Genomic DNA, 17,772 nt, shown 5'->3' with positions numbered 1-17,772 from the left:
GACATGAACCCAAACAGCGTCCGCCCGCGACGGCTGCATGTCTCCGCGCTGGCCGCGGTGGCCAACCCGTCCTACACCCGCCTGGACACCTGGAACCTGCTCGATGACGCGTGTCGTCACCTGGCGGAGGTCGACCTCGCCGGGCTCGACACCACACACGACGTGGCTCGGGCGAAGCGGCTGATGGACCGCATCGGCGCCTATGAGCGGTACTGGCTGTATCCGGGGGCACAGAATCTGGCGACTTTCCGCGCTCATCTGGATAGTCATTCCACGGTGCGGCTTACCGAGGAAGTGTCGTTGGCCGTACGACTGCTGTCCGAATACGGCGACCGCACAGCGCTGTTCGACACCTCCGCGTCACTGGCGGAGCAGGAGCTGGTAGCGCAGGCCAAACAGCAGCAGTTCTACACCGTGCTGCTCGCCGACGACTCCCCGGCGACGGCTCCGGACAGCTTGGCCGAGTGCCTGCGGCAGTTGCGCAATCCGGCCGACGAGGTGCAGTTCGAGTTGCTCGTGGTGGCCAGCATCGAAGATGCCATCACCGCGGTGGCGCTGAATGGCGAGATTCAGGCGGCGATCATCCGTCACGACCTGCCGCTGCGGTCCCGCGACCGGGTGCCGCTGATGACCACGCTGCTGGGCACCGATGGCGACGAAGCGGTGGCAAACGAGACCCACGACTGGGTGGAATGCGCCGAGTGGATCCGTGAGTTGCGGCCCCACATCGACCTCTATCTGCTCACCGACGAGTCGATCGCCGCCGAGACCCAGGACGAGCCCGACGTCTACGACCGCACCTTCTACCGGCTCAACGACGTCACCGACCTGCACAGCACGGTGCTCGCGGGTTTACGAAACCGTTATGCCACACCGTTTTTCGATGCGCTGCGGGCCTATGCGGCGGCGCCGGTCGGTCAATTTCATGCCCTTCCCGTCGCGCGCGGCGCCAGCATCTTCAACTCCAAGTCACTGCACGACATGGGCGAGTTCTACGGCCGCAACATCTTCATGGCCGAGACCTCGACAACCTCTGGTGGACTGGACTCGCTGCTGGACCCGCATGGCAACATCAAGACGGCGATGGACAAAGCCGCGGTGACCTGGAACGCCAACCAGACCTACTTCGTCACCAACGGAACATCGACCGCCAACAAGATCGTCGTGCAGGCCCTGACCCGCCCCGGCGACATCGTGCTCATCGACCGCAATTGCCACAAGTCGCACCACTACGGCCTGGTACTTGCCGGCGCGTACCCGATGTACCTCGACGCATATCCGCTGCCGCAGTACGCGATTTATGGTGCCGTGCCGTTGCGCACCATCAAGCAGGCGCTGCTGGACCTCGAGGCCGCCGGACAGCTGCACCGGGTGCGCATGCTGTTGCTCACCAACTGCACGTTTGACGGCGTGGTGTACAACCCGCGCCGGGTGATGGAGGAGGTGCTAGCGATCAAACCGGACATCTGCTTTTTGTGGGACGAGGCGTGGTATGCGTTTGCGACGGCGGTGCCCTGGGCCCGCCAGCGGACCGCGATGATTGCTGCCGAGCGACTCGAGCAGATGTTGTCCACTGCGGAATACGCTGAGGAATACCGGAATTGGTGTGCGTCGATGGACGGAGTGGACCGCTCCGAGTGGGTTGATCACCGGCTGTTGCCAGACCCCAACCGCGCTCGGGTCCGAGTGTATGCGACGCATTCGACTCACAAGTCGCTGTCCGCGCTACGGCAGGCATCGATGATCCACGTGCGCGACCAGGATTTCAAAGCGCTCACCCGGGACGCGTTCGGTGAGGCATTCTTGACCCACACCTCGACCTCGCCCAACCAGCAACTTCTCGCCTCGTTGGACTTGGCGCGCCGACAGGTTGACATCGAAGGGTTCGAGCTGGTCCGCCATGTTTACAACATGGCGCTGGTGTTCCGCCATCGCGTCCGCAAAGACCGGCTGATCAGCAAGTGGTTCCGCATCCTTGACGAGTCCGACCTGGTTCCCGATGCCTTTCGGTCCTCGACGGTCAGCTCGTACCGTCAGGTCAGGCAGGGGGCTCTGGCCGATTGGAACGAAGCCTGGCGGTCCGATCAATTCGTGCTCGATCCGACGCGGCTCACCCTGTTTATCGGGGCGACCGGGATGAACGGGTACGACTTCCGCGAGAAGATCCTGATGGAGCGATTCGGCATCCAGATCAACAAAACGTCTATCAACAGCGTGTTGCTGATCTTCACGATCGGCGTCACCTGGTCGAGCGTGCACTATCTGCTCGATGTGTTGCGTCGGGTGGCGATCGATCTGGACCGCAGCCAGAAGGCGGCCAGCGGGGCCGACCTTGCTCTACACCGACGCCACGTCGAGGAGATCACGCAGGATCTGCCGCATCTACCAGATTTCAGCGAGTTCGACCTTGCCTTCCGCCCCGACGACGCCAGCTCTTTCGGTGACATGCGGTCGGCTTTCTACGCCGGCTACGAAGAGGCCGACCGTGAGTACGTGCAGATCGGCTTGGCCGGGCGCCGGCTGGCCGAGGGCAAGACTCTGGTATCCACCACGTTCGTGGTGCCCTACCCGCCCGGCTTCCCGGTACTGGTGCCGGGTCAACTGGTTTCCAAGGAGATCATCTACTTTCTTGCCCAGCTCGACGTCAAAGAGATCCACGGATACAACCCCGACCTGGGGTTGTCGGTGTTCACCCAGGCGGCATTGGCCCGGATGGAGGCCGCGCGCAACGCCGTCGCCACGGTAGGTGCCGCGCTGCCGGCCTTCGAGGTACCGCGGGACGCTTCGGCTTTGAATGGCACCGTCAACGGCGACAGTGTGCTGCAGGGGGTCGCCGAAGACGCGTGAAAGCTGGCCCAAGCCCCGTAACATGATGCTATGCGCACCACGTTGCAGATTGATGATGATGTTCTAGAAGATGCTCGTAGCATCGCGCGGTCGGAGGGCAAGTCAGTCGGCGCGGTAATTTCTGAGTTGGCGCGTAGGTCGCTCCGTCCGGTTGGGATTGTCGAGGTTGACGGATTTCCGGTTTTTGATGTTCCGCCGGATGCGCCGACGGTGACTTCCGAGGATGTCGTCCGCGCGCTCGAGGACGACGTGTGACGGCACTGCTCGATGTCAATGTGCTGATCGCGCTGGGCTGGCCGAATCACGTTCACCATGCGGCCGCGCAGCGATGGTTCACGCAGTTCTCCTCGAATGGGTGGGCCACCACGCCGATCACCGAGGCAGGGTATGTCCGAATTTCAAGCAATCGCAGTGTGATGCAGGTGTCGACCACGCCGGCTATCGCGATCGCTCAGTTGGCGGCGATGACTTCTCTTGCCGGGCACACGTTTTGGCCTGACGATGTGCCACTGATCGTTGGGAGCGCCGGCGATCGCGATGCGGTGTCCAACCACCGTCGGGTCACCGACTGCCATCTCATCGCCTTGGCCGCGCGCTACGGGGGCCGGTTGGTCACATTCGATGCCGCACTGGCCGATTCAGCATCCGCAGGCCTCGTCGAGGTGTTGTAGTCACCGGGGATGGGCGGCTCGCCAGGCCTGCAGGATCTGCGGGCGCAGGCGCCCCCGGTCGGACACCGGCAGGCCGACGCTTTTGGCCCACGCGCGCAGCTCGGCGCTGCTGGGCTCGGGCTCGGCGGCAGCCGGCTCGAAAACCGTGGTGGCGTCGGCATCGTCGACGAACCAGGTGAGGGCGGCGGCTAGATAGCGGTAGGTGTATTCCTGGGCGAGCTTGCGGGTTTGGCAGAACACGATCGGCACGTTGGGAAAGCCGATCTGCAATTCGGCCAGCCCATCGGCGATCGCCGCCGGGCGGGCGAAGGAGTGCGCGAAGATCTCCGAGTAGCGGTCCTCGACCACCACGGCGGCCCGTGGCAGCGCGGCCAGTTCGGTCAGTTGGTATTTCAGGTTGCCGTTCAGCACGCCAGAAGTAAGGTCCGCCAACGCTTTACGCTCGACGGCCGCCACGAGTTGGCCGGCCACTTTCAGGCCGTAGTCGCCGCAGGGCAGGGCTTCCCGCGTCGTCTTCGCGGGTTTGTCGGCAAAGGTGTAGGGGTAGCGTTCGTGGGCGTCGACGACGATGTGCAGCTCGGGGATGCCGGCGGCGCGGGCGGTGGGGGTGCGCACGCCCGGCCGCGACTGTTTGCGCGTTTTGGGGCTCTGCCAGAACACCACCTGGCGGCCGCGCGCCATGGTGTGCACCAGTTGCGATCGGTTCTCCCGCGCGCGGGCGGCGACGACGTCGATGGCCGCGCCCCGGCGGCTGCAGCTGCGTAGCTCGACCCGGTCGACGACGACGGGGTCGGCGGGCCAGTCGGCGATGTCGAGGCGATGGCAATACAGCGCCTTGGTGCGCGGCCACACGTCTGAGGTGGCGAAGACCAGTCCCGCGCCCACCGGCAGCCGGATCAGGTAGGGCAGGCGCGAGTCTTCAGCGGGGTTGGCGGCGACGAGCAGCTCCACAGAGTGTGAGGGTACGGGCGGCGTACGGCAACGGTGAAGCAGGCACTCCGACGAACCCATCGTCACGTCGAAGGGGCAGGTGACGGTTCCGAAAGCGGTGCGCGACGCGCTCGGCCTGAAATCGGGTGATCGGGTTGTCTTCCGCGTTGAGGGCAATCGCGCGGTGCTTGCTCGGACGCCGGACTTCCTCGCCCCTGCCGGGACGATCCGGTGGCCGTCTTTCGATCGGTCTGTCGACCGGCTCAAGACGATCGAGGGGGTTGAGCCGCCGCCGGTCGGATCCCGGCGGAGCCGCGGACCGTGAGCCCAGGGCGGTGCTGTCGGCGGCCTGACGAGGCAAGGCCGATCGGCAGCGTTTGACGCCGAGCCCGACACCGCATTCGGTGTGGCACTGGACGACGGCGTGTCGCGGCTGCTGGCGACCCGGTGCGCGAGGTGCACGTTCCCTTGTGTCTCACCCACCTCACGCGTCCCGGCATGGCAGGGATATGCCGACCTTTTAGGTCGGCGGGACCGGGTACACGTGGGGCAGATGAGGAAGATGCGACGCCTGCAGCGGGCCTGTCAGAACACGGAGCCCCGGATGGACTTACCCAACTTGGCCGGTTCGGAGGGCTGACAGGCCAGCTGGATAATGGCTCCCCATGACGATCCCTGATGCCCAGACGTTGATGCGGCCGATTCTCGCGTATCTTGCCGATGGACAAGCGAAGTCGGCCAAGGACGTCATCGCGGCGATGTCCGACGAGTTCGGTCTGTCCGACGACGAGCGGGCGCAGATGTTGCCCAGCGGTCGGCAAAGGACCATGTACGACAGGGTGCACTGGTCTCTCACTCACATGTCGCAGGCCGGATTGCTCGACCGTCCGGCGCGGGGCCAGGTTCAGATCACGGGCACGGGCCGTCAAGTCCTGAAGGCTCATCCCGAGCGCGTCGACATCGCTGTGCTGCGGGAGTTCCCGTCGTACATCGCTTTTCGTGAGCGAACCAAAGCCAAGCAGCCAGTCGACGCGGCCGCCAAGCGACCGTCCGGGGACGATGTGCAGGTCTCACCAGAGGATCTCATCGACGCTGCGCTTGCGGAGAACCGGGCAGCCGTCGAGGGGGAGATCCTGAAGAAGGCACTCACGTTGTCGCCCACCGGGTTTGAAGATCTGGTTATCGGACTTTTGGAGGCGATGGGTTACGGTCGAGCCGGCGCGGTGGAACGGACGAGTGCCTCCGGTGACGCTGGCATCGACGGAATCATCAGCCAGGACCCGCTCGGGCTGGACCGCATCTACGTGCAGGCGAAGCGATACGCCGTCGACCAAACGATCGGCCGGCCGAAGATTCACGAGTTCGCCGGCGCCCTCCTGGGCAAGCAGGGCGACCGGGGCGTCTACATCACCACGTCATCGTTTTCCCGCGGTGCCCGCGAGCAAGCTGAGCGGATCAACGCCCGGATCGAACTCATCGACGGCGCTCGGCTGGCCGAGCTGCTCGTGCGGTATCGAGTCGGTGTCCAGGCGGTGCAGACCGTCGAACTGGTACGGCTCGACGAGGACTTTTTTGATGGCCTGTAAGGATTATCGCCTCCGCTCACGGATTCGGGCGAAGCTAGCGCCCGCGAGAGAGTTCGCATGCTTGAAACCCAGGCCTTACGGCGGCAATTCGTTTGTAGTCACGGTCGTGGTGCAAGACGCCGGCCCGGTGATGGATAGCGGTTTCGGCGATGAATAGGTCCGGAAGCGGTGTTCGATGCCACATCCCACGGTGGTGGGCTAGGTCGCGCTGAAGGTGGCGAACTCGGTCAAAGATGTCGCTGGGTGCGCGAAGGATTTGATAGGCGCGCAGTGACGTTTGTTGGCTGTCGTAGTCGGTAGCTGACCGTGCTGAATACAGCCATTCGAGTTCGCCGATATCGCAGATGGCGAGGTCGGTGAGGTCGATGCCGGCTGGCGGTGTGGCGCCGGCCACGAGTCGCACGTGGGCACTCTTGTCCAGAATCCAGGTGGTCATCGCCACGCCTGCTCGGACAGCAGCACGTCTGCGTCCACGTGAGTGCCGGCGTGCGCGAGATGGTCGACGATCCGCCGCCGGCGCGCGGCGGCCTGCTCGGCAGCCGCGGCCACCAGCTGCTGCAGCGCGCGCTCGACCGTCGCTCGCAATGTTTCCCCGGTGACGGCCTGGGCTGCCCGCACAAGATCTTCGTCCAGCTCAATCGTGGTCCTCTTTACGGTCATATGTACATACTAGTGTCTGATATGTGTGTCTAGTTGGACCTTTGAGGACACCTGCCCGGCAAGCGCACGGGGCTGCCTACGCCGAACGTGCAACCACGGCGGCGTCGCCCGGGCGTGTCGCCGCCACCAGTGCACATTCGGCGCAGCCAGCCCACGCTCGGCGCGCAGTGTGGGAACTACTCAACTGGTTGCACGTCCAGGTTCTGCCAGCGGGCGCGATCGTCGGACTCCCCCGTGGTAGTTGGTGAAGTTGCTGAGCACTTTGCAGCTAAGACGCCGCAAAGTTCTTATGCGTCGATATCCGCCTGGCCTCGAGTGCGGTGGCGCGACGATTTTGCCCATTGCGCCGTTGGGAGCGTAGGCGATCACACCGTAGTAGTGGTCGCAGGGAGAGGCGGCCTGCCCGAGATCGCACCGGTGTCGGTATGGCCGCATGCATGTGTTCTGCCAGTGTGATGCATCCGTGACCACTGAAACCAGTGTGACAGTTGTTGTTTTTGTCGTACCCTGTGGCATATGTCGGTCTCTCGGCGTGATGTGCTCAAATTCGCGGCGGCGACTCCGGGCGTGCTGGGTCTTGGCGTCGTTGCGTCGTCGTTGCGCGCCGCGCCGGCATCGGCCGGTTCGCTGGGCACCCTGTTGGACTACGCCGCCGGTGTCATCCCCGCCAGCCAGATCAGGGCTGCCGGCGCGGTGGGGGCAATCCGGTACGTGTCCGATCGGCGGCCTGGCGGCGCCTGGATGCTTGGCAAGCCGATCCAGCTCAGCGAGGCCCGTGACCTGAGCGGCAATGGGCTCAAGATCGTGTCCTGTTATCAGTACGGCAAGGGGAGCACTGCCGACTGGCTGGGCGGTGCCAGCGCCGGCGTGCAGCACGCCAGACGGGGGTCGGAGCTGCATGCCGCTGCCGGCGGCCCGACGAGCGCCCCGATCTACGCCTCGATCGACGACAACCCATCATATGAGCAGTACAAGAACCAGATCGTGCCATATCTGCGGTCCTGGGAGTCGGTGATCGGACACCAGCGGACCGGCGTGTACGCCAACTCCAAAACCATCGACTGGGCCGTCAACGATGGCTTGGGCTCGTACTTCTGGCAGCACAACTGGGGCTCGCCCAAGGGATACACCCACCCGGCCGCGCATCTGCACCAGGTGGAGATCGATAAGCGCAAGGTTGGTGGGGTCGGGGTGGACGTCAACCAAATCCTGAAGCCCCAATTCGGGCAGTGGGCTTAGCCTGCCGCCCCCGAGCCCGGCCCCAGCTCCACTACAGCAAACACTCGTTCGCCCGCTGCACGGCATTGCCAACCCCGGGCCAACGCCGCCAATGGCGCGGCCTTTGGGTCGGCGCGTCGGCACGCGCCCGGCGTAGAGCGAATTCCCAGCATAACGATTTGATAACAAAACTGCCTTGATCAGCGCAGTTATAGCTACTCCACCGTAACCACCTGCACGCAGGACGTTTGGTCAACACATACGCGCCGGCCGTCGAACCCGGCGTTACCCACGACACGGTTACCCGTACGTAGAACTCGCCAGTAACCGATCTGTGTAAACAAGGTGGACCGATCCTTATGAGACTCTTATAAGGCCGATGCAGCCCGTCGCGCTGCTCGACCCACGGGCCGGCCCACCGACAACACACCGGTCAGAGGATTTCGGCTGGGAGTCGGTGCGGAGTCGGGGATGCCCCGCACGGCAGCCTGGGCCGCTGTACGAACTGACACGTACCGATGCACATAGGGAGACATAGACCGTGACGATCCACGAGCACGACCGGGTGTCCGCTGATCGCGGCGGGGACAGCCCGCATACCACCCACGCTCTGGTCGATCGCCTCATGGCTGGTGAGCCCTACGCTGTCGCGTTCGGCGGCCAAGGCAGCGCCTGGCTGGAAACCCTCGAAGAGCTGGTGTCGGCCACCGGGATAGAAACCGAGTTGGCGACGTTGGTCGGTGAGGCAGAGCTGTTGCTCGATCCGGTCACTGACGAGCTGATTGTGGTGCGCCCGATCGGTTTCGAGCCGCTGCAATGGGTACGCGCACTGGCGGCCGAGGACCCGGTTCCGTCCGACAAGCACCTGACGTCGGCCGCCGTGTCGGTGCCCGGCGTGTTGCTTACCCAGATCGCGGCCACCCGGGCGCTGGCCCGTCAAGGCATGGACCTCGTGGCCACCCCGCCGGTCGCCATGGCGGGGCATTCGCAAGGTGTGCTGGCGGTGGAAGCCCTCAAGGCTGGTGGGGCACGCGACGTCGAGCTGTTTGCCTTGGCCCAGTTGATCGGTGCCGCCGGAACGCTGGTGGCCCGCCGGCGCGGAATTTCCGTCCTGGGCGATCGCCCGCCGATGGTATCGGTCACCAACGCCGACCCCGAGCGCATCGGCCGGTTGCTCGACGAGTTCGCCCAGGACGTGCGCACGGTGCTGCCACCGGTGTTGTCCATCCGCAACGGCCGGCGTGCCGTCGTCATCACCGGTACCCCCGAGCAGCTGTCGCGTTTCGAGCTTTATTGCCGCCAGATCTCCGAGAAGGAAGAAGCCGACCGCAAGAACAAGGTCCGCGGCGGCGACGTCTTCTCGCCGGTCTTCGAGCCGGTGCAGGTGGAGGTGGGCTTTCACACCCCGCGGCTATCCGACGGGATCGACATCGTCGCGGGCTGGGCCGAGAAGGCGGGCCTCGATGTCGCCTTGGCTCGGGAGCTGGCCGATGCCATCTTGATCAGAAAGGTCGACTGGGTCGACGAGATCACCCGTGTCCACGCGGCCGGCGCCCGCTGGATCCTCGACCTGGGGCCGGGCGACATCCTGACCCGGCTGACCGCACCGGTGATCCGCGGCCTGGGCATCGGCATCGTGCCCGCAGCCACCCGCGGTGGCCAGCGCAACCTGTTCACCGTCGGCGCCACCCCCGAGGTTGCCCGGGCCTGGTCGAGTTACGCACCGACCGTGGTTCGCCTCCCCGACGGCAGGGTCAAGCTCTCGACGAAGTTCACCCGGCTGACCGGCCGCTCGCCGATCCTGCTCGCGGGCATGACCCCGACCACCGTGGACGCCAAGATCGTCGCCGCGGCGGCCAACGCCGGGCACTGGGCCGAGCTGGCCGGCGGCGGGCAGGTCACCGAAGAGATCTTCGGTAATCGCATCGAACAAATGGCCGGTCTGCTCGAGCCGGGCCGCACCTATCAGTTCAACGCGCTGTTCCTCGATCCCTACCTGTGGAAGCTTCAGGTGGGCGGCAAGCGGTTGGTGCAGAAGGCCCGCCAGTCCGGCGCCGCGATCGACGGCGTGGTGATCAGCGCCGGCATCCCAGACCTCGACGAGGCCGTCGAGCTGATCGACGAACTGGGCGACATCGGCATCAGTCACGTCGTGTTCAAACCCGGGACCATCGAGCAGATCCGCTCGGTGATTCGCATCGCCACCGAGGTGCCCACCAAGCCGGTGATCATGCACGTCGAGGGCGGGCGCGCCGGCGGGCACCATTCCTGGGAGGATCTCGACGACCTGCTGCTGGCTACCTACTCGGAGTTGCGCTCACGCGCCAACATCACGGTGTGCGTCGGCGGCGGCATTGGCACCCCGAAAAGGGCTGCGGAATATTTGTCCGGGCGCTGGGCGCAGGCCTACGGCTTCCCATTGATGCCGGTCGACGGCATCCTGGTCGGCACCGCGGCGATGGCCACCAAGGAATCCACCACGTCGCCATCGGTCAAGCGGATGCTCGTCGACACTCAGGGCACCGACCAATGGATCAGCGCCGGAAAAGCGCAGGGCGGCATGGCCTCCAGCCGCAGTCAGCTCGGTGCCGACATCCACGAGATCGACAACAGCGCATCCCGGTGCGGGCGGCTGCTCGACGAGGTGGCCGGTGACGCGGAGGCGGTCGCGGAGCGTCGCGACGAGATCATCGCGGCGATGGCCAAGACCGCCAAGCCCTACTTCGGCGACGTCGCCGACATGACCTACCTGCAGTGGCTGCGGCGCTACGTCGAACTGGCCATCGGGGAAGGCAACTCGACCGCCGACACCGCCTCGGTGGGCAGCCCGTGGCTGGCCGACACCTGGCGGGACCGCTTCGAGCAGATGCTGCAGCGTGCCGAAGCCCGGTTGCACCCACAGGATTTCGGCCCGATCGAGACGCTATTCACCGATGCTGGCCTGCTGGACAATCCGCAGCAGGCGATCGCCGCCCTGCTGGCGCGCTACCCCGACGCCGAGACCGTGCAGTTGCATCCCGCGGATGTGCCCTTTTTCGTGACGTTGTGCAAGACGTTGGGCAAGCCGGTCAACTTCGTGCCGGTGATCGACCAGGACGTGCGGCGCTGGTGGCGCAGCGACTCGCTGTGGCAGGCCCACGACGCCCGCTACGACGCCGATGCGGTGTGCATCATTCCGGGCACCGCGTCGGTAGCCGGCATCACCCGGATGGATGAACCCGTCGGTGAGTTGCTGGACCGTTTCGAGCAAGCCGCAATCGATGAAGTGCTCGGCGCCGGTGTCGAGCCGAAGGATGTCGCGTCGCGCCGGCTGGGCCGCGCCGACGTGGTCGGACCGTTGGCTGTCGTCCTCGACGCACCCGATGTGCGCTGGGCCGGTCGCACCGTGACTAACCCGGTGCATCGGATCGCCGACCCGGCCGAATGGCAGGTGCACGATGGACCCGAAAACCCGCGCGCCACACACTCATCCACCGGCGCCCGGCTGCAGACGCACGGCGACGACGTCGTCTTGAGCGTGCCCGTCTCGGGCACCTGGGTCGACATCCGATTCACGTTGCCGGCCAACACCGTCGATGGCGGCACCCCGGTGATCGCCACCGAGGACGCCACCAGCGCCATGCGCACGGTGCTGGCGATTGCCGCCGGTGTCGACAGCCCGGAGTTCTTGCCTGCGGTGGCCAACGGGACGGCCACTTTGACGGTGGACTGGCACCCCGAGCGTGTTGCCGACCACACCGGCGTCACCGCCACGTTCGGTGAGCCGCTGGCACCCAGCCTCACCACCGTGCCCGACGCGCTCGTCGGCCCTTGTTGGCCAGCGGTTTTCGCGGCCATCGGATCGGCGGTCACCGACACTGGTGAGCCGGTGGTGGAAGGCCTGCTGAGCCTGGTGCATCTGGACCACGCCGCCCGCGTGGTCGGTCAGCTGCCCACGGTCCCGGCCCAATTGACCGTCACCGCAACGGCTGCCAACGCAACCGATACGGACATGGGCCGCGTCGTGCCGGTCTCGGTCGTCGTTACCGGCGCCGATGGCGCCGTGATCGCCACTCTCGAGGAGCGATTCGCGATCCTGGGTCGCACCGGTTCCGCCGAGCTCGCCGACCCGGCGCGAGCCGGTGGCGCGGTGTCGGCGAACGCCACCGACACCCCGCGCCGTCGCCGCCGCGACGTCACGATCACCGCGCCGGTCGACATGCGCCCGTTCGCGGTGGTGTCCGGCGACCACAACCCCATTCACACCGACCGGGCCGCCGCGCTGCTTGCCGGCCTGGAGTCGCCGATCGTGCACGGCATGTGGCTGTCGGCCGCGGCGCAACACGCGGTGACCGCCACCGACGGGCAGGCCCGGCCACCGGCCCGGCTGGTCGGCTGGACCGCGCGGTTTTTGGGCATGGTGCGCCCCGGCGACGAGGTGGACTTCCGCGTCGAGCGCGTCGGAATCGACCAGGGCGCAGAGATTGTGGACGTGGCCGCGCGCGTCGGGTCGGATCTAGTGATGTCGGCCTCCGCGCGACTGGCCGCACCCAAGACGGTCTACGCATTCCCCGGCCAGGGCATCCAACACAAGGGCATGGGCATGGAGGTGCGCGCTCGCTCCAAGGCGGCCCGCAAGGTGTGGGACACCGCGGACAAGTTCACCCGCGACACCCTGGGCTTCTCGGTACTGCACGTGGTCCGCGACAACCCGACCAGCATCATCGCCAGCGGTGTGCACTACCACCACCCCGACGGGGTGCTCTACCTGACGCAGTTCACCCAGGTCGCGATGGCGACGGTGGCGGCCGCGCAGGTCGCCGAGATGCGTGAACAGGGAGCCTTCGTCGAAGGCGCCATCGCGTGCGGTCACTCGGTCGGCGAGTACACCGCGCTGGCCTGCGTGACCGGCATCTACCAACTGGAAGCCTTGCTGGAGATGGTGTTTCACCGCGGGTCGAAGATGCACGACATCGTTCCGCGCGACGAGCTCGGCCGCTCCAACTATCGGCTGGCGGCCATCCGGCCGTCCCAGATCGACCTCGACGACGCCGACGTGCCCGCGTTCGTCGCCGGGATCGCGGAGAGCACCGGTGAATTCCTGGAGATCGTGAATTTCAACCTGCGTGGCTCGCAATACGCGATCGCGGGCACGGTACGCGGCCTCGAGGCGCTCGAGGCCGAGGTGGAGCGGCGCCGCGAGCTCACCGGCGGCCGACGGTCGTTCATTTTGGTGCCCGGCATCGATGTTCCGTTCCACTCGCGAGTGCTGCGGGTCGGGGTGGCCGAATTCCGGCGCTCGCTGGACCGGGTCATGCCGCGCGACGCGGACCCCGACCTGATCATCGGGCGCTACATTCCCAACCTGGTGCCGCGGTTGTTCACCCTGGACCGCGACTTCATCCAGGAAATCCGGGATTTGGTGCCCGCCGAGCCGCTCGACGAAATCCTCGCCGACTACGACACCTGGCTTCGCGAGCGTCCGCGCGAGATGGCGCGCACGGTGTTCATCGAGCTGCTGGCATGGCAATTCGCCAGCCCGGTGCGCTGGATCGAGACGCAGGATCTGCTGTTCATCGAGGAGGCCGCCGGCGGGCTGGGTGTGGAGCGATTCGTCGAGATCGGTGTGAAGAGCTCACCGACGGTGGCGGGTCTTGCCACCAACACCCTCAAACTGCCCGAATACGCCCACAGCACAGTGGAAGTGCTCAACGCCGAGCGTGATGCCGCGGTGCTGTTCGCCACCGACACCGACCCGGAGCCGGAGCCGGAGGAAGACGAGCCGGTCGCGGAATCGCCCGCGCCGGACGTCGTCTCGGAAGCCGCCCCCGTCGCGCCGGCCGCTTCGTCGGCGGGCCCGCGTCCCGACGATCTGGTTTTCGACGCCGCCGATGCCACGCTGGCGCTGATCGCGCTCTCGGCCAAGATGCGCATCGACCAGATCGAAGAACTCGACTCCATCGAGTCCATCACCGACGGTGCGTCGTCGCGGCGCAACCAGCTGCTGGTGGACCTGGGCTCCGAGCTGAACCTCGGTGCCATTGACGGCGCCGCCGAATCGGACCTGGCCGGTCTGCGCTCACAGGTGACCAAACTGGCGCGCACCTACAAGCCTTACGGCCCAGTGCTTTCCGACGCCATCAACGACCAGCTTCGCACCGTCCTCGGGCCGTCGGGCAAGCGGCCCGGCGCCATCGCCGAGCGGGTGAAGAAGACCTGGGAGCTCGGTGAGGGCTGGGCCAAGCATGTCACCGTCGAGGTCGCGCTGGGCACCCGCGAGGGCAGCAGCGTTCGCGGCGGCGCCATGGGCCACCTGCACGAGGGCGCGCTGGCCGATGCCGCCTCCGTCGACAAGGTCATCGACGCGGCGGTCGCATCGGTGGCCGCGCGCCAGGGCGTTTCGGTAGCGCTGCCGTCGGCCGGTAGTGGTGGCGGCGCCACCATCGACGCGGCCGCGCTCAGCGAGTTCACCGACCAAATCACCGGCCGTGAGGGCGTGCTGGCCTCCGCGGCCCGCCTGGTGCTGGGGCAGCTGGGACTGGACGACCCCGTCAACGCCTTGCCGGCCGCCCCCGATTCCGAGCTGATCGACTTGGTCACCGCCGAACTGGGAGCGGACTGGCCGCGGTTGGTGGCACCGGTGTTCGACCCCAAGAAGGCCGTCGTATTCGACGACCGCTGGGCCAGCGCCCGCGAGGACCTGGTGAAGCTGTGGCTGACCGACGAGGGCGACATCGACGCCGACTGGCCGCGCCTGGCGGAGCGCTTCGAGGGTGCCGGCCACGTCGTGGCGACCCAGGCTACCTGGTGGCAAGGTAAGTCGCTGGCCGCGGGCCGGCAGATCCATGCATCGCTGTACGGCCGCATCGCCGCCGGCGCCGAGAACCCCGAACCCGGCCGCTACGGCGGCGAAGTTGCCGTGGTGACCGGCGCTTCGAAGGGTTCGATCGCCGCGTCGGTGGTGGCTCGGCTGCTCGACGGCGGAGCCACCGTCATCGCGACCACCTCCAAGCTCGACGAGGAGCGGCTGGCGTTCTACCGCACGCTGTATCGCGACCACGCCCGTTACGGCGCGGCGCTGTGGCTGGTCGCGGCGAACATGGCGTCCTACTCCGACGTCGACGCCCTGGTCGAATGGATCGGCACCGAACAGACCGAAAGCCTTGGGCCGCAGTCGATTCACATCAAAGACGCGCAGACCCCGACGCTGCTGTTCCCGTTCGCGGCGCCACGCGTGGTCGGGGACCTGTCGGAGGCCGGTTCGCGCGCCGAGATGGAGATGAAAGTGCTGCTGTGGGCCGTGCAACGGCTGATCGGCGGCCTGTCGACGATCGGCGCCGAACGCGACATCGCGTCGCGGCTGCACGTGGTGCTGCCCGGCTCGCCCAACCGTGGCATGTTCGGCGGCGACGGCGCCTACGGCGAAGCCAAGTCCGCGCTGGATGCCGTGGTGAGCCGCTGGCACGCCGAGTCGTCCTGGGCGGCACGGGTCAGCCTGGCGCACGCGCTCATCGGCTGGACCCGCGGCACCGGGCTGATGGGCCACAACGATGCCATCGTGGCCGCCGTCGAAGAGGCCGGGGTCACCACCTACTCGACCGACGAGATGGCGGCGCTGCTGCTCGACCTGTGTGATGCGGAATCCAAGGTGGCTGCGGCGCGTTCGCCGATCAAGGCCGACCTGACCGGGGGCCTGGCCGAGGCCAACCTCGACATGGCCGAGCTGGCGGCCAAGGCGCGCGAGCAGATGTCGGCAGCGGCGGCCGTCGACGAGGACGCCGAGGCCCCTGGCGCCATCGCCGCGCTGCCGTCGCCGCCCCGGGGTTTCACCCCCGCACCGCCGCCGCAATGGGACGACCTCGATGTCGACCCGGCCGACCTGGTGGTGATCGTCGGCGGCGCCGAAATCGGCCCGTACGGCTCGTCACGCACCCGGTTCGAGATGGAGGTCGAAAACGAGCTGTCGGCGGCCGGCGTGCTGGAGCTGGCCTGGACCACTGGGTTGATCCGCTGGGAGGACGACCCGCAACCCGGTTGGTACGACACCGAATCCGGCGAAATGGTCGACGAATCCGAGTTGGTGCAGCGCTACCACGACGCCGTGGTGCAGCGCGTCGGCATTCGCGAATTCGTTGATGACGGCGCGATCGACCCCGACCACGCCTCGCCGCTGCTGGTGTCGGTGTTCCTGGAGAAGGACTTCGCGTTCGTGGTGTCCTCGGAGGCCGATGCGCGCGCCTTCGTCGAGTTCGATCCCGAGCACACGGTCATCCGGCCGGTGCCCGACTCCACCGACTGGCAGGTCATCCGCAAGGCCGGCACCGAGATCCGGGTGCCGCGAAAGACCAAGCTGTCCCGCGTCGTCGGCGGCCAGATCCCGACCGGGTTCGACCCGACGGTGTGGGGCATCAGCGCGGACATGGCCGGTTCCATCGACCGGTTGGCGGTATGGAACATGGTGGCGACCGTCGACGCGTTCCTGTCGTCCGGTTTCAGCCCGGCCGAGGTGATGCGTTACGTGCACCCGAGTTTGGTGGCCAACACCCAGGGCACCGGCATGGGCGGCGGCACGTCGATGCAGACGATGTACCACGGCAATCTGTTGGGCCGCAACAAGCCGAACGACATCTTCCAGGAAGTCTTGCCGAATATCATTGCCGCGCACGTGGTTCAGTCCTACGTCGGTAGCTACGGTGCGATGATCCACCCGGTGGCCGCGTGCGCCACCGCCGCGGTGTCGGTCGAGGAAGGTGTCGACAAGATCCGGTTGGGCAAGGCTCAACTGGTGGTGGCCGGCGGCCTGGATGACCTGACGCTGGAGGGGATCATCGGATTCGGTGACATGGCCGCCACCGCCGACACGTCCATGATGCGCGGCCGCGGCATCCACGACTCGAAGTTTTCCCGGCCCAACGACCGCCGCCGTCTGGGCTTCGTCGAAGCCCAAGGCGGCGGGACGATCCTGTTGGCCCGCGGGGACCTGGCGCTGCGGATGGGGCTGCCGGTGCTGGCGGTGGTGGCGTTCGCGCAGTCGTTCGGCGACGGCGTGCACACCTCGATCCCGGCCCCGGGCCTGGGCGCGCTGGGGGCGGGCCGCGGCGGCAAGGATTCACCGCTGGCGCGGGCGCTGGCCAAGCTGGGCGTGGCCGCCGACGACGTGGCGGTCATCTCCAAGCACGACACCTCGACGCTGGCCAACGATCCCAACGAGACCGAGTTGCATGAACGGCTCGCCGACGCCCTGGGCCGTTCCGAGGGCGCCCCGCTGTTCGTGGTGTCGCAGAAGAGCCTGACCGGCCACGCCAAAGGCGGCGCGGCGGTCTTCCAGATGATGGGGCTCTGCCAGATATTGCGGGATGGGGTGATCCCACCCAACCGCAGCCTCGACTGCGTCGACGACGAGCTGGCCGGCTCCGCGCATTTCGTGTGGGTGCGTGACACGTTGCGGCTCGGCGGCAAGTTCCCACTCAAGGCCGGCATGCTGACCAGCCTCGGGTTCGGCCATGTGTCGGGCCTGGTCGCGTTGGTGCATCCGCAGGCGTTCATCGCCTCGCTGGATCCCGCACAGCGCGCGGACTACCAGCGGCGTGCCGACGCCCGCCTGCTGGCCGGTCAGCGCCGGCTGGCCTCGGCGATTGCCGGTGGTGCGCCGATGTACCAGCGGCCCGGTGACCGTCGCTTCGACCACCATGCGCCCGAGCGGCCGCAGGAGGCGTCGATGCTGCTGAATCCGGCGGCCCGGCTGGGTGACGGCGAGGCGTATATCGGCTGACCCTGCCGTTGGGCGCCGAACGTGCGCTCAGGGCGACGGTGTTCGGCGTGTCGCCGCCATGGATACACGCTCGCCGTGCTCCTTGGCCTGATTGCCCGGCATCTCCTCG

The 17,772-nt window shown here is 66.9% G+C and carries 10 protein-coding genes; 7 read left to right on the top strand and 3 right to left on the bottom strand.

Annotated features, from left to right (window positions below):
* Positions 1 to 3: 3 nt before the first annotated feature.
* Genes MCAN_RS13525 through MCAN_RS13515 form a run of 3 tightly spaced genes read left to right on the top strand, consistent with a single transcriptional unit; the run spans position 4 to position 3,518 of the window.
* Positions 4 to 2,847 (top strand): aminotransferase class I/II-fold pyridoxal phosphate-dependent enzyme, encoded by a 2,844-nt coding sequence (locus MCAN_RS13525; RefSeq protein WP_003899363.1) that lies wholly within the window; start codon positions 4 to 6, stop codon positions 2,845 to 2,847.
* Positions 2,848 to 2,877: 30 nt separating this feature from the next.
* On the top strand, positions 2,878 to 3,102 hold the full coding sequence (locus MCAN_RS13520; protein WP_003412975.1) for an antitoxin VapB39: 225 nt from the start codon (positions 2,878 to 2,880) through the stop codon (positions 3,100 to 3,102).
* A complete protein-coding gene (locus MCAN_RS13515) occupies positions 3,099 to 3,518 on the top strand; it encodes a type II toxin-antitoxin system VapC family toxin (RefSeq protein ID WP_003412970.1) in 420 nt (139 codons plus the stop codon). The genes MCAN_RS13520 and MCAN_RS13515 overlap by 4 nt, the downstream gene beginning before the upstream one ends.
* Here the strand turns inward: MCAN_RS13515 and MCAN_RS13510 are convergent, their stop codons facing one another.
* Positions 3,519 to 4,469 (bottom strand): ERCC4 domain-containing protein, encoded by a 951-nt coding sequence (locus MCAN_RS13510; protein ID WP_015288319.1) that lies wholly within the window; start codon positions 4,467 to 4,469, stop codon positions 3,519 to 3,521.
* Positions 4,470 to 4,527: 58 nt separating this feature from the next.
* Between MCAN_RS13510 and MCAN_RS22485 the strand changes: the two genes are divergently transcribed.
* Both MCAN_RS22485 and MCAN_RS13505 read left to right on the top strand, forming a co-directional pair.
* Positions 4,528 to 4,773, top strand: coding sequence for an AbrB/MazE/SpoVT family DNA-binding domain-containing protein (locus MCAN_RS22485; RefSeq protein WP_145974196.1), 246 nt, complete (start codon positions 4,528 to 4,530; stop codon positions 4,771 to 4,773).
* 340 nt (positions 4,774 to 5,113) lie between these two features.
* Entirely contained in the window at positions 5,114 to 6,034 is a 921-nt protein-coding gene (locus tag MCAN_RS13505) for a restriction endonuclease (protein ID WP_014001315.1), read from the top strand.
* A 34-nt stretch (positions 6,035 to 6,068) separates the two neighbouring features.
* Here the strand turns inward: MCAN_RS13505 and MCAN_RS13500 are convergent, their stop codons facing one another.
* Both MCAN_RS13500 and MCAN_RS13495 read right to left on the bottom strand, forming a co-directional pair.
* Positions 6,069 to 6,470: a PIN domain-containing protein gene (locus MCAN_RS13500; protein ID WP_014001314.1), complete on the bottom strand. Its 402-nt coding sequence runs from the start codon at positions 6,468 to 6,470 to the stop codon at positions 6,069 to 6,071.
* Complete coding sequence (locus MCAN_RS13495) at positions 6,467 to 6,694, bottom strand: type II toxin-antitoxin system VapB family antitoxin (RefSeq protein WP_003412960.1); 228 nt, start codon at positions 6,692 to 6,694, stop codon at positions 6,467 to 6,469. The genes MCAN_RS13500 and MCAN_RS13495 overlap by 4 nt, the downstream gene beginning before the upstream one ends.
* 516 nt (positions 6,695 to 7,210) lie before the next feature.
* Between MCAN_RS13495 and MCAN_RS13490 the strand changes: the two genes are divergently transcribed.
* Both MCAN_RS13490 and fas read left to right on the top strand, forming a co-directional pair.
* Complete coding sequence (locus tag MCAN_RS13490; protein ID WP_003412957.1) at positions 7,211 to 7,933, top strand: DUF1906 domain-containing protein; 723 nt, start codon at positions 7,211 to 7,213, stop codon at positions 7,931 to 7,933.
* Between the two features lie 520 nt (positions 7,934 to 8,453).
* Positions 8,454 to 17,663 (top strand): fatty acid synthase, encoded by a 9,210-nt coding sequence (gene fas, locus MCAN_RS13485; RefSeq protein WP_014001313.1) that lies wholly within the window; start codon positions 8,454 to 8,456, stop codon positions 17,661 to 17,663.
* The last annotated feature ends 109 nt before the right edge of the window (positions 17,664 to 17,772 follow it).

The organism is Mycobacterium canetti CIPT 140010059 (assembly GCF_000253375.1).
Taxonomy (GTDB): Bacteria; Actinomycetota; Actinomycetes; order Mycobacteriales; family Mycobacteriaceae; genus Mycobacterium; species Mycobacterium tuberculosis.
This window is presented reverse-complemented; position numbering and strand designations above follow the sequence as displayed.